Here is a 22697-nt window from a genome sequence, read left to right on the forward strand (position 1 = left end):
GTCTTGCCTCAACGCTTGTAGCTGGTGGGATGGAAGGGAAGGTCGGCAACGGTGACGGGATGGCGCTTGCCACGCAGTTCGCCCTGAAGAATCGTGCCGATGGTAGCATGGGATCGCGCAACGTAACCCATCGCGACTGGGGCATTCACGCTGGGACCGAACCCGCCCGAGGTGACGCGGCCGGCAGGCGTGCCGTCATCGGTGAAAAGTTCCACACCCTCGCGCATGGGCGCACGGCCCTCGGGGCGCAGGCCGACGCGCAGCCGCGCCGGCCCTTCGGCCAGTTCGCGCAGGATCCGCGCCGCGCCCGGAAAGCCCCCCTCGCGCACGCCGCCCGCACGGCGGGCCTTTGGGATCGCCCAGGTCAGGTTGGCCTCGACCGGGCTTGTGGTGGTGTCAATGTCATGGCCGTAGAGGCAAAGCCCCGCCTCCAGCCGCAGGCTGTCGCGCGCACCAAGACCGATGGGGGCCACACCGGGCTGGGCCAGCAGGCGGCGCGCGAAGCTCTCGGCCTCTGCCTGCGGCACCGAGACCTCGAACCCGTCCTCGCCGGTATAGCCCGAGCGGCTGACCCAGATCCCGCCGAAGATCCGGTGATCCATGAAACGCATCGCCGCGACGCCCGGCACCAATCCCTCCAGCGCCGCCTCGGCGCCCGGTCCCTGCAAGGCCAGAAGCGCACGGTCGGTCACTGGCTGAACTTCCACGCCTGGCATGGCCGCAGTCATGTGGGCGATGTCGGCTGCCTTGCAGGCCGCATTCACCACGACATACAGGTGATCGCCGCGGTTGGTGAACATCAGGTCGTCCAGGATCCCGCCCTGATCATTGGTGAACAGGCCATAGCGCTGCCGCCCCTCGGCCAGCCCCAGCACATCCACCGGCATCAGCGCCTCGAATGCGCGCTTGAGATCCTCGATCGACCCTTTCGGCCTAAGGATCACCTGCCCCATGTGGCTGACATCGAACAACCCCGCCGCCGAGCGCGTGTGCAGATGTTCCCTCAGCACGCCTTCGGCATATTGCACCGGCATCTCATAGCCCGCGAAGGGCACCATCTTGCCGCCGAGTTCAACATGCAGGTCATGCAGACCCAGCCGGATCAAGCCCTCAGGGTCGGCCATCGCCGTCCTCCCACAGTTCGGCCGGAAAGCAACCGGCACCGTTCCGGCGGGCTGATCCCCGCCGCTCGATGCCCCCTCTGTCCCTGCGCCGGCTGGCGCGCCTGAGATCGTTATCCCTTCGGCGTCCCGGCCCTGGCCGGGAACTCTCCAGAGTCTGTCGTCAGCTACGGTCCCTTGCGCCTGAGAGTTTACCGGGGCGGTTGCTCCTTCGGCACCGGGCTTTCCCCGGATTCTCCCGAAACTGACGCATCCTGACTAACCCATCCGGGGCGGGGCGGGCAAGCGAAATCCGGAATACGATCGCATACCGCGCCAGGCGTCATGCCCGGCGTTCACCGGGGCTGGCGACCGCTTCGGCATCAGGCTCAGGCTGCGGGCGCGCGCGGGCATGGGAAACGGCCGGCGAATGGATCACCAGCAGGGCAAGCCAGATTGCCGCCAACCCGAAGATCACCCCGCCGACGGCCTGCCCGACCAGCACCCCCTGCGCACCCCAGTAGCCGCCCAGCCACAGGGCCAGCGGGACGGTTCCCAGCGTGTGCCGGCCCCAGTTCACCACCGTGGACCAGAACGGCCGTCCCAGATTGTTGCAGACCGCATTGCCGACGAAGATCGCGCCGTTGAAGAACCACAACAGCGCCAGCGGCCCGCAGAACAGATAAACCAGATCGCGCGTCAGCCCCTCGGCGCGGAACGCATCGGCGATGGGCCCGCGCAACGCAAAGAGCAGCGCCGAGACCACAAGGATCACAATAGCGGTGAAGATCAGCCCGTCCAGAAAGGCGCGCCGCACCCGGTCGATCTGCCCGGCGCCGAAGTTCTGCCCGATGATCGGCCCGATGGCCCCGGACAGCGCGAAGATCACCCCGAAGGCGACCGGCGTCAGCCGGCCGGCGATCGCCATGCCCGCCACAGCCGCCTCGCCATAGGCACTGGTGGCACGGGTGACGAAGGCTTGGCCCACGGGCGTCGCCACCTGGGTCAGGATCGCGGGCACCGCGATGGCCCAGATTGGCCCCATGTCGGCAATAACCTGTCCCGTCGTCGGCCGGTCGAAGCCCCCGTACTTCCGCCGGATCGGTTGCAAGGCGACCCAGGCTATCACCACGCGCGCTGCAAAGCTTGCAATCGCCGCCCCCGTCAGCTCCAGCCCGAGGCCAAAGATCAGGATCGGGTCCAGCACCGCCGTCGCAACCGCCCCCCAGACCGTGGCCATCATCGCCGCCCGCGCATCGCCATGGCTGCGCAGGATCGCGCCGCCCACCATACCCACCATCAACAGGGGCTGCGACGGCACCACGATGGCCAGAAAGTGCACCGCCAGATCATGCGTCTCGCCCGTGGCACCCAGAAGGCTCACCAAGGGCGACAGCGCCAGCCATACGACGGCCGCGAAGATCGACCCGAAGACGAAGCCCAGCACCAGGCCGGTCGTCGACTTCTCGCGCGCCAGCGCCGGATCGCGCGCGCCCAGCGCCCGCGCCACCAACGCCCCCACGGCAATCGACATGCCGATTCCGAAACTGGTGGTGAAGAACAGGATCGCCCCGGCATAGCCGATCGCCGCCGCCAGCTCCTCGCGCCCCAACAGCGCAATGTAAAACATGTTGACCAGATCGACGACGAAAACCGCCATCAGCCCGACAGACGAGGTCAGCGCCATGACCGACACATGCCGGAACAGGTTCCCCTCGACGAACTTCGCCTGCGGTCCGGCCATGTGCCAGCCCCTTCTTCCGTTCCCAAATATCCTCGGGGGTCCGGGGGCAGACGGCCCCCGGGGCGGTGCACGAGGGCTCAGACGCTCGGAACCTTGCGCAGAAGCGGCATGACATCGGCCATCTCCGGCCCCGCTTCGCGCCCCGTCAAGGCCCGGCGCAGCGGGCGGAAAAGATCCTTGCCCTTGCGCCCCGTCGCCTCCTTCACGGCCTGGGTCCACTCGCCCCAGGTTGCCGTGGTCCAGGGTCGCGGCGGCAGCATCGCCAGCGCCTGCCGCACGAAGTCGCGGTCGGCCTCCTCCACCACCGGCTCGGCCCCGTCGCGGAACAGCGTCCACCAGTCCGCCAGATCGGCGAGCACGGTGATGTTGCCCTTGGCCACATTCCAGAAGGCTTCGGCCTCGGCCTCGGGCACGCCCAGCGCCAGCACCCGCTCCTTCACCGCCGCGAAGGGCAGCGATTGCAGATGCTGCCGGGTCAGCGGGAACAGATCCTCGGCATCGAACTTGGTCGGCGCGGTGCCGAAGGAACCCACGTCGAAGCCCGCAATCAGCTCTTCCATCGAGCGCGCAAGTTCCACCGGCTTCGACGACCCCAGGCGCGCCATGAGAGACAAAAGCGCCATCGGCTCCACCCCCCGCGCGCGCAGGTCGCGCAGCGAAAGCACGCCCAGACGCTTCGACAGTTCCTCGCCCTGCGGCCCGGTCAGAAGGCTGTGATGCGCAAAGGTCGGGGGCGTGCCGCCCAGCGCCTTCATGATCTGGATCTGGGTCGCGGTGTTGGTCACATGGTCGGCGCCGCGCACGATATGCGTCACCCCCATGTCCACGTCATCCACCGACGAGGCGAAGGTGTAAAGCACTTGCCCGTCCGCCTTGATCAGCACCGGATCGCTGACCGAGGCCGCGTCGATCGAGATTTCGCCGATGATCCCGTCCTTCCACTCGATCCGTTCCTGATCCAGCTTGAAGCGCCAGTAGCCCTTGCGGCCCTCGGCGCGATAGGCGGCCTTCTGCTCCTCGGTCAGGCTGAGGGCCGCACGGTCATAGACCGGGGGCTTGCCCATGTTCAGCTGCTTCTTGCGCTTTAAATCCAGCTCGACCGGTGTCTCGAAACATTCGTAGAACCGGCCCGCAGCCTTCAGCTGCTCGGCGGCTTCCGCATAGCGCGCCAGCCGTTTCGACTGCTGCTCGACCCGGTCCCAGGTCAGGCCCAGCCAGGACAGATCCTCCATCAGCCCATCGATGTATTCCTGCTTCGAGCGTTCCTGGTCGGTATCGTCCAGCCGCAGGATGAAGGTGCCGCCGTTCTGCCGCGCGATGAGGTAGTTCATAAGCGCGGTGCGCAGGTTGCCGACATGGATCCAGCCGGTGGGCGAGGGGGCGAAGCGGGTGGTGACGGTCATCGGGGCGGCTCCTTGAACCGCCCTTCCCTGTCACAAGCCCCGCGTCTTGTCCAGTTTTGCGCCGCGTCCGGTCTGGTGGACTCCGATGCCGCCGGCCGTGGCAACGCCGTTGCCGGGGGTTCGATGCCCCCGGCAACGGCCCCGCCCCGCCGGGCCGCCCCCCTTCCCTCCGCTCCGGGGCCTGCCTATCTTCAGGCCATGACCAATCCAGCCCCCGACAGCATCGCCCCGACCCTGGCCTTCCTCGAACAGCTTGCCCATGAGGCCATCTCGACCCTGCCCGATCCGTTCCGCGAGCCCGCCACCCATGTCCGCCTGCGCGTCGAGGATTTTCCCGAAGACGACATGGTCGAAGAACTGGGCCTGGACGACCCGTTCGAGCTGACCGGTCTGTACGAGGGTATTCCCCTGACAGAGAAATCGACCGCCGAGCAGATGACCAGGCCCGACGTGATCTGGCTTTTCCGGCGGCCGATCCTTGACGAATGGGCCGAACGCGGGAACGTCTCTCTTCAGGAACTGGTGACCCATGTGGTGATCCACGAACTGGCGCACCACTTTGGCTGGTCGGACGACGATATCGCCGCCATCGATCCCTGGTGGGAATGATCCGCTTCCCGTCCCTGCCGCACAGTCCATGTGCAGACAGGCACCGCCCCTGACGCGCCCGTGATCCGCCTTCCGGTCCCCGTGCCCTATCTGCCGGTCATGGACCCAAAGGAGGACATCGTCATGCTTTCCCGTCGTCAGGCCCTTGTCGCCGGTGCCACCCTGCCCTTGGCCGCCACGTTCATGCCACGCGCCGTTCAGGCGCAGGCGCCCATGCAGGGCGCGGGCTTCGCGCCGTGGAATCGGTTCAGGCTCGGCAGCTTCGAGGTGACCACGCTCTCCGCCGGCAGCCGCCTGCTTGACAATCCGCAGGAAACCTTCGGAACCAATGCAAATCCCGAAGATTTTGCCGCCCTCAGCGCCGCGAACTTCATCCCCGCCGACAGGTCGCTGAACTTCTTCACCCCGACGGTGGTCAACACCGGTGCCGATGTCGTGCTGTTCGACACCGGCCTGTCCGCCGAGGGAACACTGGCCGCGCTGACTGCGGCCGGGATGACGGCCGACATGGTGACAACGGTCGTCCTGACCCACATGCACGGCGATCACATCGGGGGGCTGATGGGCGCCGACGGCACCACGCCAACCTTCGCCAATGCCCGCTACGTCACCGGAGCGGTGGAACACAACCACTGGTCGGCCGCCGGCAACGAAGGCTTCGACAGGAACGTGAAACCCCTGAACGACAGGTTCACCTTCCTTGACGACGGCGGCATCGTGACCGGCGGCATCACCGGCATGGCCGCCTTCGGTCATTCGCCGGGGCATATGGTCTATCAGGTCGAATCGGACGGCCAGCGCCTGATCATCACCGCCGACACCGCCAACCACTATGTATGGTCGCTGCAACGGCCCGACTGGGAGGTTCGCTTCGACATGGACAAGGCCGCCGCCGCCGCGACGCGCCGGCGGGTCTTCGGCATGATCGCCGCCGACCGCATCCCCTTCATCGGCTACCACATGCCCTTCCCGGGCCTCGGCTATGTCGAGGCCATGGAAGATGGTTTCCGCTATGTGCCGGCCAGCTACCAGCTGCTGCTGAACGGCTAAGTCGGCAACCCCGTTCGCGCGGCGCACTGCCCCCCCCGGCATGGCCTGCCGGGGGCGGTTCCATTTCGCTGTGGAGGGTTTATGATAGCGGTAACACGAACAGGTGCCGCATGACCCAAGCCCCGATCCTGACCCTGACGCTGAACCCCGCGCTCGACATGGCGACCGAGGTGCACGAGCTGATTCCCGGACAGAAGCTGCGCTGCACCGAGCCCTTGCTCGATCCCGGCGGCGGGGGGCTGAACGTCAGCCGGGCGATCAAGGCGCTGGGGGGCGACAGCCTGGCGCTGGTGGCCATCGGCGGGCTGACGGGCGACCGGCTGGCCGGTCTGATCCGGGCGGAAGGCGTGACGTTCCTATCGATCCTCGGCCCCGGCGAGACGCGGCAATCGCTGACCGTGAACGAGGTCACCACCGGCCGGCAATACCGCTTCATGCTCCCGGGCCCGGTCTGGGGCGAGGCCGAACGCGCCCGCGTGTTCACCCTGTTGCGCGCCACGGCACGGCCGGGCGGGATCTCCGTGATCTCGGGCAGCCAGCCCCCCGGCGTGCCGGTCGATTTCCCGGCACAGCTTGCGGCCTCCATGCCGGACAGCCGTGTGGTGCTGGATACATCCGGCGCGACCCTGACCGAGGCGGTGCGCCACCCGATTCCGGGGCTGGAAGTCCTTCGCATGGATGGACCAGAGGGAGAGGAACTGGCCGGCAAGTCCCTTCCCAGGGTAGAGGACACCGCCGATTTCGCGCAATCTCTGGTCGGGAAGGGCGTGGCACGGACCGTCATCATCGCCCGCGGCGCCGAGGGCAACGTGCTTGCCGACGCCAACCAGAGGCTGTTCGGCAAGGCTGCCAAGGTCAGGGTGAAATCGACCGTAGGCGCCGGCGACAGTTTCGTCGCCGCTTTCGTCCTGTCGCTGGCCCGCGGCCAGTCCAATGCCGAGGCGCTGGCCCTGGGGTCCGCAGCCGCTTCTGCCGCGGTGATGACCGATGCAACCCAGCTTTGCCGGCCCGAGGACGTGATGCGCCTCTTGCCCGAATGCACGGTGACAGCGGTCTGAGAGGTTCATGCCGCACTGGGGCCGAAGTTCAGCCGTTCCAGCGCAGAAATCCCGCCACTGGTTCGCCGATGAGCCGCACCTTGGCCTCCAGCCCCATCCGCGCCAACCAGTCCAGCATCGCGGCAGTTGCAGGGCCGAAGAGCAGCACCTCCTCCAGATCGGCCGAAGCTCTCGGCGCCGCAGCCTCGGACCAGCTCGTGACCAGATCGTGGTGGCCGATCCAGGCCCCGGGGTCGGCATAAGTTACCACGGCGCGACCTTCGGCCCGGCCGGAGCAGAAGAACCGGCAGGCCAGAATGCCGGGGTGGCCTTCGTCACACACCCTGGCCGCCAGCGCCGCGGCCGCAGCGCGGAACGCCCCCGCGTCGCGCAGGCATAACGGTTGACCGCGACCAGTTCAGCCATCGTCCCGCCAGCTGTTGGTGATCGGATAGCGGCGGTCCAGCCAGAAGGCCTTCTGCGTCAGCCGCACCCCCGGCGCCGACTGGAACCGCTTGTATTCCGCAAGGTAAAGCAAGTGCTCCACCTTCTTCACCGTCTCACGCTCGAAGCCAAGGGCGATGATCTCGGCCACCGACATCTCCTTTTCCACCAGACATTCCAGAATCGCGTCCAGCACCTCGTAGGGTGGCAGGCTGTCCTGGTCGGTCTGGTTGGCGCGCAGTTCGGCGCTGGGGGGTTTCTCGATGATGCGGTGCGGGATCACGACGCCTGCCGGCCCCTTCATCCAGGGTCGGTGGTTTTCGTTGCGCCAGCGCGCGGTCAGGAACATGCGGGTCTTGTACATGTCCTTGACCGGGTTGTAGCCGCCGTTCATGTCGCCGTAGATCGTGCAGTAGCCCACCGCTATTTCCGACTTGTTGCCGGTGGTCAGCAACATCTCGCCGAACTTGTTCGACAGCGCCATGAGCAACAGCCCACGCAGCCGGGACTGGATGTTTTCCTCGGTGATGCCGGGCTCCGTGCCGGCGAAGAGCGGGGCCAGCGCCTCTCCCACGGCGGCTTGCGCGCCGGTGATCGGCACCGTGTCCAGCCGGCAACCCAAAGCCTTCGCCGCCGCCGCCGCATCCTCCAGCGAATGGGCACTGGTGAATTCGCTGGGCAGCATGACGCAGCGCACGTTTTCCGGCCCCAGCGCATCCACTGCCATGGCCGCGACGATGGCGCTGTCGATCCCGCCCGACAAGCCCAGCAGCGCCTTGCGGAACCCGGTCTTGCGCATGTAGTCGCCCAGGCCCATGACGCAGGCGCGATAATCCGCCTCGCCGATCGGCGGGATCTCGGCGATCTCGCCCGGATCGGCGCGCCAGCCTTCGGGGGTGCGGCGAAAGACGACCGTGATCTCGCATTCGTCGAACTGCGGCAGCTGCGCCATCAGCCGTCCGCCGGGGTTCAGCACCATTGAAGACCCGTCGAACACCTGATCATCCTGCCCGCCCACCATGTTCAGATAGACCAGCGGCAGGCCGGTCTCGACCACGCGGGCCACCATCAGGTTCAGCCGCAGGTTCGGCTTGCCACGATGATAGGGCGACCCATTGGGCACCAGCAGGATCTCTGCCCCTGTCTCTGCCAGGGTCTCGGCCACGTCGGGGTGCCAGGCATCCTCGCAGATCGGGGTGCCGATGCGCAGACCATTCACCACATAGGGCCCGTGCACGTCGGCCGAGGCGAAGACCCGCTTTTCGTCGAACACCGAGTCATTCGGCAGATGATGCTTCAGGACGCGCGCCTGCACCTTGCCGCCGTGAAGCACATAATAGCCGTTGTAAAGCTTTCCGCCCGCCCGCACCGGCCCGCCGATGCCCAGCGCCGGGCCATCGGCACAGTCGGCGGCAAGCCGTTCGACCGCCGCGATTGCCGCCGTCACGAACGCCGGCTTCAGGATCAGGTCCTGGGTCTGGTAGCCGGTCACGAACATCTCGGTCAGCGCGACCATGTCGGCGCCGTCGGCGCGCCCCGTATCCCATGCGGCCTTCGCCCGCGCCGCATTTCCGGCGATGTCCCCCACCACCGGATTCAACTGCGCAAGTCTCAGTCGGAAGGTATCGGTCATCGCGGGCCCCCATCGGTCACATTCCTTCTACCAGACTGATGGCCAAGGGAAAGCCGAACCGCCCCAAGCTTGTCACACCGCAGCTGCCCCCTTACCTTCGCAGCCTGACCCTGGGGGGATTCGCCCATGCGCCTGCCGATTGCCGCCTTTCTTGCCCTGATCGCGCTGCCCGCCCTTGCGCAGGATGGCGAGATCATCACCAAGCAGTATGACGACGGCTCGGTCTACGAGGGCACGTTCCTCAATGGCCGCCAGCACGGCACCGGCACCTACCGGCTGCCCTCGGGCTTCGAATATACCGGCGACTGGATCGAGGGCGAGATCACCGGCCAGGGCGTCGCGCGCTATCCCAACGGCTCGGTCTACGAGGGCAGCTTCCTGAACGGCCAGCCCGACGGCAAGGGCAAGATCACCGCCCCGGATGGCCGCACCTATGAAGGTGACTGGGTCAATGGCCAGATGACCGGGCAGGGTGTGGCGACCTATGCCAACGGGTCGGTCTATACGGGCACCTTCACCCGCGGCCAGCACAACGGGCGGGGCACGTTGACCAACCCCTCGGGCTATACCTACGAAGGCCAGTGGGTCATGGGCGTCAAGGAAGGCACTGGCAGGATCACCTACCCGGACGGCACGGTCTACGAAGGCACGCTGGTGCAGGGCCAGCGGTCCGGCCACGGGAAGCTGACCATGCCGGATGGCCTGGTCTATGAGGGCGACTGGGCCGATGGGCAGATCAACGGCCAAGGCAAGCTGACCCAGCCAAACGGCGACGTCTACGAAGGGGCCTTCGTCAACGGTCAGCGCCAGGGCCAGGGCCGGATGGTGCACAAGAACGGGGACATCTATTCGGGCAGCTGGTTGGCCGACCGCCGCCATGGCAAGGGCACCTTCACCGCCGCAGACGGTTTCACCTACGAAGGCACCTGGGTCGAAGGGCGGATGGAGGGCACCGGGACCATCACCTATCCTGACGGATCGGTCTATGTCGGCGCGATGCAGGCCGACCAGCCGCATGGCCAGGGCGCGATCACCTATCCCGACGGGTCCACCTACCAGGGCGAATGGCAGCGCGGGATGATCACCGGCCAGGGACGCGCCACGTATGCGGATGGCCGCGTCTACGAAGGCAGCTTCGTCAATGCCCTGCCGCATGGCACCGGTACGATGACGCAGCCGGACGGTTACCGCTACGAAGGCGACTGGGTGGACGGGCAGCGCGAAGGAATCGGCGCTGCGGTCTACCCTGACGGCAGCCTTTACAAGGGCACGTTCAGGGCGGGCCTGCGCCACGGCGAGGGCGAGTTCTCTACCCCGGACGGCTTTCGCTATGTCGGCGAATGGGTCGCCGGCCAGATCGAAGGGCAGGGAACGGCGACGTATCCTTCAGGCGACGTCTATGTTGGCCAGTTCCGCGCCGGAATCCGTGAAGGACAAGGCAAGCTGACCTATGCCAGCGGCCAGGTCGCCGAAGGTATCTGGCAGAACGGCATCCTGACCGCCCCGCCCGAGACGCCCGCAGACGCCGCGCCTGCGGATGTCCCCTCGAACGATGGCGCCCCGACCGGGACACAGACGGACAACCCGCCCCCTGCGACCGAATCTCCTGTCACGTCCACGCCCTGACCTGCACTTGCCCAAGCGGCGTCTGATGGCCCGGACCGTTCCCGGAACCCTGACCCGTCACACCCGTTTCGGGCCTTGCGTTCGCCCTGCCCTGCCCCATTCTGACCCCCATGCACCCCCCCACTTCACACCCCGATACCCTGGCGCTGGCCGAAATCGTTGCCCATCTTGCCCCCCATCGGCTGGAGGTGCTGGGCGGCTTCGGCGTGCAGACTGATGAACCAGGCCTTCCCCCCGGAACGCGCACGCTTCTGCTTCTCGGACCGTCCGAACCCGGCTTCTGGGCGCACCTGACTGCCCAGCCGGAATGGCAGGACGGAACACCCGACCCGGTGGACCGGTGGTCACGCCGTGTCATCGGCAAGCTCGCCTGTGACCTGGGGGCCAAGGCCCTGTTTCCCTTTGGCGGGCCGCCCTGGCACCCGTTCTACAGCTGGGCCCTGCGCTCGGGCAGGGTGTGGGAAAGCCCCGTGCGCCTTCTGGTCCATGCCACCCAGGGGCTGATGGTCAGTTTTCGCGGCGCCTTGGCACTGAAGCACGCGGTCGGGCTTCCCCCTGCCGTCCCGCGGCCCTGCGACAACTGTTCCGCCCCCTGCACCACGGCCTGCCCGCCTGGCGCGCTGACCACGGCGAGCTACGACCTGCCATCATGCCACGCCTTCCTCGACCGGCCCGAGGGCCGGGACTGCATGTCCGGCGGCTGTCTGGTGCGCCGCGCTTGCCCGCTGTCGCAGACCTATGCAAGACTGCCGGAACAGTCGGCCTATCACATGGGGCAGTTCCACAGATGAAGCGGTTGATCCTGACGCGGCACGCGAAATCCTCATGGGACGACCCGCTCATGCCCGACCATGACAGACCGCTGAACGAAAGGGGCAAGGCGGCTGCCGCCGATCTGGGCCAATGGCTGGCCAGCCGGGGCTATGTGCCAGACGAGGTGCTTTGCTCTGACGCGGTCCGCACGCGCAAGACGTTCTCCGGGATTGCACCCGCCCTGCCCGGTGCCCCGGTGCTGGAGCTGAAGCCGGCTCTCTACCACGCCGGCCCGGATGTGATGATGGCGGTCCTGCGCCACGCAAAGGGTGACACCGTGATGATGATCGGGCACAACCCCGGCATCGCAGAGTTCGCCGCGCGACTGGTCGCCCATCCGCCCCACAGCGCCGATTTCGCCCGATACCCGACCGGCGCGACGCTGGTCGTCGATTTCGACGTGGCTGACTGGTCCCAGGTCACCTTCGGCAGTGGAACGGCGGTCGATTTCATCGTCCCGCGCGAGATCGCGGCCTGATCTGTCCCGGGTGTCAGCCCCCGCGCACCGTGTCGATCATCAGCTGCACATTGTCGGGGCTGGCATCCGGCGTGATGCCGTGACCCAGGTTGAAGATGTGCGGCCCCTTCGAGAAGGCCTTGACCACATGCCGGGTGGCCGCGACCAGGGCGGCACCCCCGGTCACCATGTGTTCGGGGGCAAGGTTGCCCTGCACGCAGCCGTCGATCTGCACGTTCGCCGCCGCCCATTCCGGGCTGACGGAATTGTCAAGCGCCACACAGTCGGCCCCGGTACGATGTGCAAAGCCGATATAGCCCTGCCCAGCCTCGCGCGGGAAAGCGATAACGGGAATGCCGGGATGGCGGGCCTTCAGTGCGGCTATGATGCGCGCCACGGGGGCCTCGGCGAAATCGCGGAAGTCCTGGCCTTTCAGGCTGCCAGCCCAGCTGTCGAACAGTTTCACCACCTCGGCCCCGGCCTCGATCTGGGCCGAGAGATATTCGACGGTTGCGTCGGCGATCCGGTCGATCAGCGCCTGGAAGGTGGCGCGGTCCGTATCCTTCAGCCGGTGCGCGGCGGCCTGGTCCTTCGAGCCCCTGCCCGCGATCATGTAGGTCGCCACCGTCCATGGCGCCCCGGCAAAGCCGATCAGCGTCGTCTCTTTCGGCAGTTCGCGCGCCAGGATGCGGACGGTTTCATAGACAGGTGCCAGCGTCTCGTGGATCGCCTCTGCCGGCTTCAGGTTGGCGATCTGGCCGGGGGTGGTGGTCGTTTCCATTCGCGGCCCCTCGCCCGTCTCGAACCAGAGCTTCGGGCCCAGCGCCTGCGGCAAAAGCAGGATGTCGGCGAACAGGATCGCCGCATCGAAGCCAAAGCGGCGGATCGGTTGCAACGTCACCTCGGCCGCCAGTTCGGGCGTGTAGCACAGCGTCAGGAAGTCGCCGGCCTTGGCCCGCGTTTCGCGGTATTCCGGCAGATAGCGCCCCGCCTGGCGCATCATCCAGATCGGCGGGGTGGGCAGCACTTCACCGCCGAGAGCGCGCAGGATCGTCTTGGTCATCGCTGGTCCTTTCGTGACGGTCCATGGGTCCGATGCCGGGGCGGGCTTGTCAAGAGTTGTCACCCCGGCCTGACACGGCTATGCCTTGGCCCATGCGCGATGATCTGCCCACCCCCGCCCGCCCCCTGAAGATCGGAACCCGAGGCTCGCCCTTGGCACTATGGCAGGCGCATGAGACCCGGCGCTGTCTGATGGCGGCCTTTGCACTGCCAGAGGCGGCCTTCGAGATCGTGGTGATCAAGGTCACGGGCGACCAGATCCAGGACAAGGCGCTGCGCGAGATCGGCGGCAAGGGTCTGTTCACCCGCGAGATCGAAGAGGCTCTGCTGGACGGCACCATCGACATCGCGGTGCATTCGATGAAGGACATGCCGACCGTCCAGCCCGAGGGCCTGATCCTGGATTGCTACCTGCCGCGCGCCGACGTGCGCGATGCCTTCGTCTCGCCGCGCTACGGCTCCATCGCCGAACTGCCGCAGGGGGCGACCGTCGGCTCGTCTTCTCTGCGGCGGCGGGCACAGCTGGCGCTGCGGCGGCCGGACCTGCAGCTGGTGGAGTTCCGCGGCAACGTGCAGACCCGGATGCGCAAGCTGGAAGACGGTGTGGCGGATGCGACCTTCCTGGCCATGGCGGGGCTGACGCGACTGGGAATGCTGGAAGTGGCGCGTTCGGCCATCGCACCGGAAGAAATGCTGCCAGCTGTCGCCCAGGGTGCGATAGGTGTCGAACGGCGTCTGGCCGACGACCGGGTGGCAGCGATGCTGGCAGCAATCCACGATCGAGCCACCGGGCTGCGGCTGTCGGCGGAACGCAGCTTTCTTGCCCGGCTTGACGGATCCTGCGAAACACCGATTGCCGGGCTGGCGGTGATCGAGGGGGCCGAAATCTGGCTGCGGGGCGAAATCCTGCGGCCGGATGGGGCGGCCTCGGTGACGGGTGAAAGGCGCGGACCGGTGGCGCAAGGGGACGGCATCGGCAAGAGCCTGGCCGAGGATCTGCTGAACCGCGCCGGGCCGGGATTCTTCGGCTAGGGGCCGGTCACGCCGCCCGTGCGGGGGGCTTCGCCGGGTCGGCCCGTCTTACAAATCTTTTGCAAAAGGATTACATTCGGCGCCGCAGCAACCGGATGGACCCGAACCTTGAGTGACATCGACCTGGACAGGGCGGTCAGCGCGGCCCTCTCTGCTCCGCTTCGCCGGGTGCGACGGCTGGACCTGCCGGATGGTCGCCGTTTCTGGCTGAAGCGGGTAGAGCGGTTGTCGGGCCTGTTGCGTCTGCAGAAGGGCGATCCGGGCAAGGCCTTCGCGGCCGAGCGCGAAGGCCTGCGGGTGCTGGACGCGGCTGGTCTGCCGGTGGCCGGCATCGTGGCCGAGGGGCCGGGCTGGATTCTGATGCCGGATGCAGGGCCCTCCCTGCCCGAGGTGGTAGCGGATGCCGCACGGGATGACGCAGCACGGCTGGCTGCCTTTCGCCAAGCCGGGCGGGCGTTGGGCGATCTGCACTGGGCCGGTCAGGTCCATGGACGCCCGGCAGTGCGCGACATCTGCTGGGATGGACGCACCGCCCGCTTCATCGACCTTGAACGGTTCCGGCCTGGGCGGCGAGGCGGCCTGTGGCAGGCCATGGATCTGGTGATGTTCGTGCAGACCTGCTTCACGCTATGGCCCGACGATACGCGCTGGCTGGACGCGGCGCTGGGGGCTTATGCCGTCAACGCCCCACCAGAAGCCCTGGCCCAGGCTGCACGGCTCGCCCGGTGGCTGACGCCGCTTGGCTTCCTTGCGGGGGCGCTGGCCCGTCTGAAGCCGGGCAACCGGGAACTGCGCGCGGTGGGGCTGACCCTTTCACGGCTGCGCCGCACCTAGAGGGCCGTCTTCGCCGCGAATGCTAATCCTGTGCGCGCAGCGTCCGGGCCGGGCGCGCTGACAGCGGGCGCAACGAAAACATCAGACCTGCAACCAGCGTCGCAACGACCCCGCCCAGCACGATGCCGATGGCCGACAGCGGTTCGAACCGATAGGCACTGTCCATCACGAAGGTCATGACGCCCCAACCGGCAAGACCGCCGGCAAGGACCGCCACCGCACCCGCCGCACCGCCCATCAGCGCCGAACGCAGCGCAAAACTGGCAAGGATCTTGCGCCGGGTCGCGCCTATGGTCTTCAGTATGGCCGCTTCGTAGATCCGCGCCCGTTCACCCGCCGCAGCCGCGCCGATCAGCACGACAAAGCCGGTGAGCAAGGTTCCCGCAGCTGCCCAGGCCGTCGCTGTGGCGATGGCCGACAAAGCCTCGGTCACGCGGTCCACTGCCTCGCGGATGCGGATCGCGGTGATGTTGGGCCAGGTCTTGGTCACCTCGCGCAGGATCGCCGCCTCGGCCTCGGGCGGGGCATAGACGGTGGCGATATGGGTATGCGGCGCCCCGGCCAGCGCCGAGGGGTTCAGCGTCATCACGAAACCCATGCCCGCGTTCGAGAAATCGACCTCGCGGAACGAGGTGACCGTCGCGGTGAGGTCGCGGCCAAGGATGTTGACCGTCATCGTGTCGCCAAGCTTCAGGCCGATCTCCTCGGCCTCTTCGGCGGCAAAGCTGATCTGCGGCTCGCCCGCATAATCCTCGGGCCAGAAGCTGCCGGCGGTGATGCGGGTCTTTTCGCCGGGCGCCGCAGCATAGGTGATGCCACGGTCGCCGCGTACCACCCAGTGGTCGCCCGCGACCTGTCGCGCCGGGCGACCGTTGATCTGGGTGATGACCCCGCGCAGCATCGGGGCGGTCTCAACCTCCAAGACGGCCGGGTTGGCGCGGACCATCGTCAGGAACGGGTCGATCTGGTCGGGCTGGATGTCGATGAAGAAGAAGGCGGGGGCGCGGGTCGGCAGGTCGGTGGCGATGGCCGAGCGCAGGTTCCAGTCGATCTGGCCCACGGCGGCCAGAACCGAAAGGCCAAGGCCCAGCGACAGCACCACCGGCGTCGCATCCGACCTCGGCGCACCGATCGCGGCAAGGGCGGCGCGGGTTGCGGGGCGACCATGGGTCAGGCGGGTTCTGGCCAGTCGCCGCGCGGCCTTGCGCAACACAAGCGCGGCCAGCGCCAGGATCGCCAGCGCGCCGACGATGCCGCCGGCGGCGCCCAGGGCAAGTTCGGGAATGCCCGACAGCCAGGTCGCACTGCCGACCAGCATCAGCGCCAGCGCTGCAAGGGCCGCCAGATAGCGTTTGCGAGGCCAGGCACGGGTGCCGTCGCCGCCGCGATACAGTGCGGCAGGCCGGATGCTTTCGGTGCGGGCCAGCGGCAGAAGGGTGAAGATCAGGGCCGACAGTGCGCCATAGAACGCGGCCTCGCCCAGCGCCAAGGGGGCAAGCCGGATATCGGCCGGGAAAGGCAGGGATGCCTCGATCAGCGGTGCCGCAAGCACCGGAGCCAAGGCGCCCAGCGCCACCCCGATCAGGATGCCAAGGCCCGCCAGCAGCGCAGTCTGCCACAGGTAGGTGCGGAAGATCAGCCCGCCCTCGGCACCCAAGGTCTTCAGCGTGGCGATGGTCTCGGTCTTGCCATCCAGATAGCTGCGGATTGCGGCCGAGATACCGACACCGCCCACCGCCAGCCCGGCCAGCCCCACGAGCACCAGAAAGCTGCCGATCCGGTCGACAAAGGTCTCGATCCCAGGTGCGGCGCGGCGACTGTCTGTCCAGCGCATGCCCTTGTCGCGGAAGGTGGTTTCCGCCTCGCGCTTCAGCGCGGCCAGATCGGCGCCGGGCGGCAGCAGCAGGCGATAGCGTGTCTCATACATCGAGCCCGAGGCCAGAAGGCCCGAATTCGCCAGGTCCGCGCTGCGCACCACCGTACGCGGCCCCAGGGTAATCCCGGTCGAGGCGCTGTCAGGTTCGCGGGTCAGCGCCGCGGTCAGGCGGAACTCCTGCGTGCCCAGCCGGAACCTGTCGCCGATCGCAAGGTCCAGCCGGTCGATCAGCACCGGGTCCATGATCGCGCCGGGCAGGCCGTCCTGCGAGGCCAGAGCCTGAGCCACTAGGATCGGCGGGTCGAGAACAGCCGCACCGGTCAGCGGCCAGGCCCCATCCACCGCCTTGACCTGGGTCAGCGCCTGGTCGCCCTCGGTCAGGACCATCGAGCGGAAGTCGTAGACCTCGGAGACCGTGGTTGCCACCCGCTGCATCCAGGCGCGTTCCTCGGTGTCCGCGACGCGGTAGGTGAAGCGCATCTCGGCGTCGCCGCCCAGAATCACGGCGCCCTGGTCGGTCAGCCCCTGCTGGATGCCCGCACGCAGGGTTCCCACGGCGGCGATGGCCGCGACGCCAAGGGCAAGGCAGGCAAGAAATACGCGAAAGCCTCGCAGGCCGCCGCGCAGTTCCCGTCGGGCGATGGTCAGGGCAAGGGTCATTCCGCAGCCTTCGCCATGGCGTCGGGCGCAAGCCGGCCATCGACCAGCCGGATCACCCGGTCGCAGCGCGCCGCCAGCTCCGGGGCATGGGTCACCAGCACCAGCGTTGCCCCGTGCCGGTCACGCAGGCCGAACAGCAGGTTCATGATCGCCTGCCCGTTCACCCCGTCCAGATTGCCGGTCGGCTCATCCGCCAGCAGGATCGCGGGGCGCGGTACGGCGGCACGGGCCAGAGCGACGCGCTGCTGCTCTCCGCCGGACATCTGGCTGGGATAGTGGTGCATGCGGGTGCCCAGACCCACTGCTGCCAGTTCCGCCTCGGCCCGCGCGAAGGGATCGGCCGCGCCCGCCAGTTCAAGGGGCAGGGCCACATTCTCCAGCGCCGTCATCGTCGGAATGAGGTGGAAGGATTGAAACACCACCCCCATATTCCCCCTGCGGAACCGGGCGAGCGCGTCTTCGTCCATCGCGGTCAGGTCCTGCCCCAAGGCCAGCACCCTGCCGCCGGTGGCGCGTTCCAGCCCGCCCATGAGCATGAGGAGCGACGACTTGCCCGAACCCGACGGCCCGATGAGCCCCACCGTTTCCCCCCGGTCCACCCGCAGGCTTATCCCCTTCAGGATCTCGACCGGCCCGGCATTTCCGGCCAGCGTAAGCCGGGCATCGGTCAGGTCGAGGACGGGGTCGGTCATCGGGCAGATCCTTCGGATAGGTTCAGCACTGGGATATGGCGCGCTCCGCAGGGTCCGCAATGCTGCGGTGGCGATATTTGCACTGTCAAGTTCAGCCTGGGCCGAACCGGTCACGATCGTGGCACTGGGCGACAGTCTTACGGCCGGCTATGGTCTGGCGGATCAGTCGCAGGGTCTGGTGCCGCAGCTGGAGGGCTGGCTGAAGGCGCGCGGGCATGACGTGGTGGTGCAGAATGCCGGAGTTTCCGGGGATACCACTGCGGGTGGGCTGGCGCGGATCGACTGGACGCTGGGGCCGGATGCCGACGCGCTGGTGGTAACGCTGGGCGGCAACGACCTGTTGCGCGGGATCGACCCGGCCGAAGCGCGGCGCAATCTGGAGGGCATCCTGAAGGAAGCACAGGCGCGCGACCTGCCGGTCCTGCTGGTCGGCATGAAGGCCGGGGCAAATTTCGGGCCGGACTACAAGGCGGCGTTCGACGGAATCTATGGTGATCTGGCGGCAGACTACGACGCGGTTCTGGCCGAGGATTTCTTTGCCGGTCTGCGTGCTGCGGGGGCCGATCCGTCCGATCCCGCCTCGCTGGCAGCCTTCATGCAGCCTGACGGCATCCACCCCAACCCCGAGGGCGTGAAGCTGATCGTCGAGGGGCTGGGGCCGAAGGTAGAGGAATTGCTGGCGCGGGTCGCCGGCTAGCGGCTGCCCGTCCGTGACTTCGTCACACGTCGCGCGGGGTCACCCGACGACAACACCTAGTCGAACCGGGTGCCGCCCGCTATCGCGTCATGCAAAGCTTGGTCTTGTCGCTGGCCCAGCAGGCGCCCACCAGCACAACGGGGCCGATCAGGATATCGGCCGGTTGGCCCGCTGTGCCGCCGTTCCAGTAGGCTGTGCCCAGCCCCCCCGCCGGTCGAGGCGACGCGGGCAGCAATCGACCCATCCGGCGAGGAGATGGCGAAGGCCTTTGACGGCTCTCTTTCGGACCCCAGACAGGGGCCGACCAGAACATCATGGCGGTCCATCTGGAAGATGCATTCCGCGTTGGTCTCGGCCAGCGCCGGTACGGCCAGGCTTGCCCCCAGCACCGCCAGAGACAGAAGCCGCATGATCAGTGGCCCAGGATCTGGCTGAGGAACAGCTTCGTCCGCTCGCTCTGCGGGTTGTTGAAGAACTCTTTCGGCTCGTTCTGCTCGACGATCTGGCCCTGGTCCATGAAGATGACCCGGTTCGCCACCGCCTGGGCAAAGCCCATCTCATGCGTGACGCAGAGCATGGTCATCCCCTCTTCCGCAAGCTCGATCATCGTGTCCAGGACTTCCTTGATCATCTCGGGGTCAAGCGCGCTGGTCGGCTCGTCGAACAGCATGATCCGCGGCCGCATGCACAGGCTGCGCGCGATGGCCACGCGCTGCTGCTGACCGCCGGACAACTGGCCGGGATACTTGTGCGCCTGTTCCGGGATCTTCACCTTGCGCAGGAAGTGCATCGCCGTTTCCTCGGCTTCCTTCTTCGGCACCTTGCGCACCCAGATCGGCGCCAGCGTGCAGTTTTCCAGGATCGTCAGGTGCGGGAACAGGTTGAAGTGCTGGAACACCATGCCGACCTCGGAGCGCACCTTGTCGATGTTCTTCAGGTCGTTGGTCAGTTCCGTCCCGTCCACGATGATCTGGCCCTGCTGGTGTTCCTCCAGCCGGTTGATGCAGCGGATCAGCGTGGACTTGCCCGACCCCGAGGGGCCGCAGATCACGATGCGTTCACCCCGGTTCACCGTCATGTTTATGTCGCGCAGGACGTGGAACTGCCCGTACCACTTGTTCATGCCCCGGATCTGGATCGCGACCTCGTCCGAGACCTGCATTTTCGATGCTTCTGCCATGATGTGCCCCTAGCGGTGGTCGGTCTTGAGCTTCTGTTCGAGATACATCGAATATCGCGACATGCCGAAGCAGAAGACGAAGAAAATGGCACCGACAAAGATGTAGGGCTCCCAGTAGATGCCCTTCCAGTTGATGTCGGCGCGGACGATTTGCGTCACGCCCTTCAGCGGGTCCATCAGTCCGACGAAGGCGACCAGCGTGGTGTCCTTGAACAGGCCTATGAAGGTGGACACGATCGAGGGGATCGAGATCTTCAATGCCTGCGGCAGAATGATCAGCCGCTGCGCCCGCCAGTAGTCGAGGCCCAGCGCATCCGCCGCCTCATACTGACCGCGCGGCAGGGCGGCGAGACCGCCCCGGATCACCTCGGCCAGATAGGCGGCGGCGAAGAAGGTCACCAGGATGATGACGCGCAGGATGATGTCGAAGTTCGTCCCCGGCGGCAGGAAGTACTGCAACAGAAGCGAGGCGGTGAACAGAAGCGTGATCAGCGGCACGCCGCGGATGAACTCGATGAAGCCCACCGACAGGGTCTTGACGATCAGCATGTCCGACTGGCGGCCAAGGGCGAGAAGGATGCCGATGGGCAAGGAGAAGCTGATGCCGGTGACCCCGATCACGATGGCCAGCAAGAACCCCCCGAACCGGTCGGAGTTGATGGCATCGATGCCGAAGGGAAGCGCAGATTGCAGGAAGCTGGCAATCGGAACATCGAGGTAGAGCCACCAAAGCACCGCTGCCACGACCCCGGCCCCCGCCGCCGGCGCGAGGCCGATCAACGGCGAAGCCAGGCGGAAAACCGCATAAAGCACGGCGAAGCCCGCCATTGCCACGATGGGCGACCAGATCGACCCGCCCCAGAGCAGCCAGTAGCACAGCGGCGGATAGATCAGGGTGAACCACAGGACCTTGCCGGGCGCGATCTGGCTGACCGCGACCAGCACGACGGCCAAGGCCAGCGACAGCACCAGCGCCACGACCGGGGTCTCGGCCAGCCATAGCGTCACCGCCAGGAAGACCGTGACCGAGCCCAGAACGATCAGCAGGTTCCGCTTCTCGCCCGAGAACAGCACCGGCGCAAGCGCCGCGAACAGCAGGCCGAAAGCCAGCACCGGCCGCCAGTATTCCGACGGCGGGTAGAAGCCGAAGATGAACTGGTGCCAGCGTTCGCGGATCATCGCCCAGCAGGCGCCCGTCGCGCCCTCGCCGGCCCTTGCCGCCACGATCTCGCGGCACTCACCCAGCGATGAGGCATTCCAGACCGAATTCAGCCACCAGGGCAGCGAGGCCGAGACCAGCCACCAGACGATCAGCACGCCCAGCACGGTCAGCGCGATGTTCAGAGGCGAAGAGAACAGGTTCTCGCGCGCCCATTTCACGACCCCCCGTTCACCGACCGGCGGCGGAAGGGGGGGAAGCATTTCTTTCCGGGTGAAGCTTACCGACATGGCTCAGCGCGCCTTCAGCTGGACGGACTTGTTGTAGATGTTCATGACCGCCGAGATCATCAGGCTGATCGACAGGTAGATCAGCATCATCAAGAGCATGCACTCCAGCTCGCGTCCTGTCTGGTTCAGGGTGATCCCGCCCAGCGTTCCGCGAAGGTCAAGGTAGCTGACGGCGATGCCCAGCGAGGTGTTCTTGGTCAGGTTCAGGAACTGGCTGATCAAGGGCGGAATGATGACCCGCAGCGCCTGCGGCAGGATGATCAGGCTCATGGTGCGGTTCGGGCGCAGGCCGAGGGCGAAGGCGGCCTCGGTCTGGCCCCGGCTGATCGCCAGGATGCCTGCCCGCACGATCTCGGCAATGAAGGCCGCGGTATAGAGGGACAGCGCGATCAGAAGCGCAGTGAAGCTGTGCGCCACCAGGATGCCGCCCTGGAAGTTGAAGCCCTTAAGCTCCGGGATCTCCAGATGCAGGCCAAGGGCGAACTTCAGCGCGATCACCGGGCCGAACAGGATCAGAAGCGACTTCCACCATGTCACGGGGCGGTCGCCCGTCGCCTCCTGCACCGCCTTGGCATGGGCCAGCAACCGGCGGTTGGCCCAGACCGAGGCGATGATGACCACGATGAAGGCCAGAAGGTTCAGGCTGACCGGCAGGAAACCGATCTGGATCGACCCGAGGCTGCGGTCGAACAGCGGCGCGGGAATGTTGGTGCCCCGGTTGGTGACGGCCACGGTGTCGAACAGGATCATCGAGGCCTTGGGCTCCTCGCCCGCCGCGATCATCTCGTCCGTGACGCGGAAATCGCGTGGCTGGGGCGTCGTCTCGGACAGGATGACGTAGGACAACAGGATCCACAGCAGCAGGGGCACGTTGCGGAACACCTCGACATAGACCGTCATCAGCCGCCCGATCAGCCAGTTGTTCGACAGTCGCAGCACGCCGATGATGACGCCCAGGATCGTGGCGAAGACACAGCCCCAGAAGGCCACGACCAGCGTGTTGACCAGCCCGACGAGCAACGCACGGAAATGGGTGTCGTCATTGGTGTAGGGGATCAGCTGCTGGCCGATATCGTAGCCGGCACGCTGCCACAGGAAGGCGAAGTTGAATTCCTTGCCCCGGACCGCAAGATTTTCGACCGTGTTGTTCAGCAGCCAGGCGACAGCCATGGCGAAAAGCAGAAGCACGACGATCTGAATCGTGTACGACCGGTAGCGCGTGTCATAGACGAGCATCGATAGCCGAAAGGTTTCCTTCGGCGCGTCCGTGGCCATTGCCATGGCTTCCCCCTGTTGCCC

The 22697-nt window shown here is 66.9% G+C and carries 21 protein-coding genes and 1 riboswitch; of the genes, 9 read left to right on the top strand and 12 right to left on the bottom strand.

Features of this window, described 5'->3' with window-relative positions:
• Nucleotides 1–8 precede the first annotated feature (8 nt).
• The 3 genes from gcvT to gltX form a co-directional block, all read right to left on the bottom strand.
• The gene (gene gcvT / locus EZM81_RS07825; RefSeq protein WP_136645349.1) at nt 9–1124 is read right to left on the bottom strand and encodes a glycine cleavage system aminomethyltransferase GcvT; all 1116 of its coding nucleotides are present in this window, start codon (nt 1122–1124) and stop codon (nt 9–11) included.
• Between the two features lie 157 nt (nt 1125–1281).
• Nucleotides 1282–1372, bottom strand: a riboswitch (glycine riboswitch).
• Nucleotides 1373–1443: 71 nt separating this feature from the next.
• On the bottom strand, nt 1444–2844 hold the full coding sequence (locus EZM81_RS07830; RefSeq protein ID WP_136645350.1) for an MATE family efflux transporter: 1401 nt from the start codon (nt 2842–2844) through the stop codon (nt 1444–1446).
• 77 nt (nt 2845–2921) lie between these two features.
• A complete protein-coding gene (gltX, locus tag EZM81_RS07835; RefSeq protein ID WP_136645351.1) occupies nt 2922–4247 on the bottom strand; it encodes a glutamate--tRNA ligase in 1326 nt (441 codons plus the stop codon).
• Nucleotides 4248–4445: 198 nt separating this feature from the next.
• On the opposite strand from gltX, the gene EZM81_RS07840 reads away from it, so the two are divergent.
• The 3 genes from EZM81_RS07840 to EZM81_RS07850 all read left to right on the top strand — a co-directional run bounded on the left by EZM81_RS07840 (nt 4446) and on the right by EZM81_RS07850 (nt 6964).
• On the top strand, nt 4446–4856 hold the full coding sequence (locus tag EZM81_RS07840) for a metallopeptidase family protein (RefSeq protein ID WP_135449776.1): 411 nt from the start codon (nt 4446–4448) through the stop codon (nt 4854–4856).
• Nucleotides 4857–4979: 123 nt separating this feature from the next.
• Nucleotides 4980–5906: an MBL fold metallo-hydrolase gene (locus EZM81_RS07845; protein ID WP_371685729.1), complete on the top strand. Its 927-nt coding sequence runs from the start codon at nt 4980–4982 to the stop codon at nt 5904–5906.
• A 110-nt stretch (nt 5907–6016) separates the two neighbouring features.
• Nucleotides 6017–6964 carry a 1-phosphofructokinase family hexose kinase gene (locus tag EZM81_RS07850; protein ID WP_135449775.1) on the top strand — a complete coding sequence of 316 codons (948 nt, stop codon included), beginning with the start codon at nt 6017–6019 and terminating at the stop codon, nt 6962–6964.
• A 28-nt stretch (nt 6965–6992) separates the two neighbouring features.
• Here EZM81_RS07850 and EZM81_RS07855 read toward each other — a convergent pair whose 3' ends face one another.
• A complete protein-coding gene (locus EZM81_RS07855) occupies nt 6993–7286 on the bottom strand; it encodes a hypothetical protein (protein ID WP_135449774.1) in 294 nt (97 codons plus the stop codon).
• A gap of 75 nt (nt 7287–7361) precedes the next feature.
• Nucleotides 7362–9020 (bottom strand): NAD+ synthase, encoded by a 1659-nt coding sequence (locus tag EZM81_RS07860; protein WP_136645352.1) that lies wholly within the window; start codon nt 9018–9020, stop codon nt 7362–7364.
• A 126-nt stretch (nt 9021–9146) separates the two neighbouring features.
• Between EZM81_RS07860 and EZM81_RS07865 the strand changes: the two genes are divergently transcribed.
• The 3 genes from EZM81_RS07865 (at nt 9147) to EZM81_RS07875 (ending at nt 11937) form a co-directional block, all read left to right on the top strand.
• A complete protein-coding gene (locus tag EZM81_RS07865; protein ID WP_136645353.1) occupies nt 9147–10646 on the top strand; it encodes an MORN repeat-containing protein in 1500 nt (499 codons plus the stop codon).
• Between the two features lie 110 nt (nt 10647–10756).
• Entirely contained in the window at nt 10757–11437 is a 681-nt protein-coding gene (locus EZM81_RS07870) for a ferredoxin (RefSeq protein WP_248298162.1), read from the top strand.
• On the top strand, nt 11434–11937 hold the full coding sequence (locus tag EZM81_RS07875; RefSeq protein ID WP_135449771.1) for a histidine phosphatase family protein: 504 nt from the start codon (nt 11434–11436) through the stop codon (nt 11935–11937). The genes EZM81_RS07870 and EZM81_RS07875 overlap by 4 nt, the downstream gene beginning before the upstream one ends.
• A gap of 13 nt (nt 11938–11950) precedes the next feature.
• On the opposite strand, the gene hemE is transcribed toward EZM81_RS07875, so the two are convergent.
• Nucleotides 11951–12979, bottom strand: a complete 1029-nt coding sequence (hemE, locus tag EZM81_RS07880) for a uroporphyrinogen decarboxylase (protein ID WP_136645354.1) — start codon at nt 12977–12979, stop codon at nt 11951–11953.
• A gap of 92 nt (nt 12980–13071) precedes the next feature.
• Between hemE and hemC the strand changes: the two genes are divergently transcribed.
• Together hemC and EZM81_RS07890 are read left to right on the top strand one after the other, a co-directional pair.
• Complete coding sequence (gene hemC, locus EZM81_RS07885) at nt 13072–14010, top strand: hydroxymethylbilane synthase (RefSeq protein WP_135449769.1); 939 nt, start codon at nt 13072–13074, stop codon at nt 14008–14010.
• Between the two features lie 108 nt (nt 14011–14118).
• The gene (locus EZM81_RS07890) at nt 14119–14844 is read left to right on the top strand and encodes a hypothetical protein (protein ID WP_136645355.1); all 726 of its coding nucleotides are present in this window, start codon (nt 14119–14121) and stop codon (nt 14842–14844) included.
• 22 nt (nt 14845–14866) lie between these two features.
• Here the strand turns inward: EZM81_RS07890 and EZM81_RS07895 are convergent, their stop codons facing one another.
• Together EZM81_RS07895 and EZM81_RS07900 are read right to left on the bottom strand one after the other, a co-directional pair.
• Nucleotides 14867–17380 carry an ABC transporter permease gene (locus tag EZM81_RS07895; RefSeq protein WP_136645356.1) on the bottom strand — a complete coding sequence of 838 codons (2514 nt, stop codon included), beginning with the start codon at nt 17378–17380 and terminating at the stop codon, nt 14867–14869.
• On the bottom strand, nt 17377–18072 hold the full coding sequence (locus EZM81_RS07900) for an ABC transporter ATP-binding protein (protein ID WP_240784050.1): 696 nt from the start codon (nt 18070–18072) through the stop codon (nt 17377–17379). Before EZM81_RS07900 ends, EZM81_RS07895 begins: the two co-directional genes overlap by 4 nt.
• Nucleotides 18073–18139: 67 nt before the next feature.
• On the opposite strand from EZM81_RS07900, the gene EZM81_RS07905 reads away from it, so the two are divergent.
• Complete coding sequence (locus EZM81_RS07905; RefSeq protein ID WP_248298163.1) at nt 18140–18769, top strand: arylesterase; 630 nt, start codon at nt 18140–18142, stop codon at nt 18767–18769.
• Nucleotides 18770–18825: 56 nt separating this feature from the next.
• Here the strand turns inward: EZM81_RS07905 and EZM81_RS07910 are convergent, their stop codons facing one another.
• From EZM81_RS07910 to EZM81_RS07925, 4 genes are read right to left on the bottom strand one after another with little or no spacing between them, the layout of a single operon-like run.
• Nucleotides 18826–19179, bottom strand: coding sequence for a hypothetical protein (locus tag EZM81_RS07910; RefSeq protein ID WP_136645358.1), 354 nt, complete (start codon nt 19177–19179; stop codon nt 18826–18828).
• A gap of 2 nt (nt 19180–19181) precedes the next feature.
• Nucleotides 19182–19931, bottom strand: coding sequence for an amino acid ABC transporter ATP-binding protein (locus EZM81_RS07915; protein ID WP_167850976.1), 750 nt, complete (start codon nt 19929–19931; stop codon nt 19182–19184).
• Between the two features lie 27 nt (nt 19932–19958).
• Nucleotides 19959–21371, bottom strand: coding sequence for an amino acid ABC transporter permease (locus EZM81_RS07920; protein ID WP_135449763.1), 1413 nt, complete (start codon nt 21369–21371; stop codon nt 19959–19961).
• Between the two features lie 30 nt (nt 21372–21401).
• Nucleotides 21402–22679 carry an amino acid ABC transporter permease gene (locus EZM81_RS07925; RefSeq protein ID WP_135449762.1) on the bottom strand — a complete coding sequence of 426 codons (1278 nt, stop codon included), beginning with the start codon at nt 22677–22679 and terminating at the stop codon, nt 21402–21404.
• Between the last annotated feature and the right edge of the window lie 18 nt (nt 22680–22697).

It is taken from the genome of Tabrizicola sp. YIM 78059, from assembly GCF_004959785.1.
Taxonomy (GTDB): domain Bacteria; phylum Pseudomonadota; class Alphaproteobacteria; order Rhodobacterales; family Rhodobacteraceae; genus Tabrizicola; species Tabrizicola caldifontis.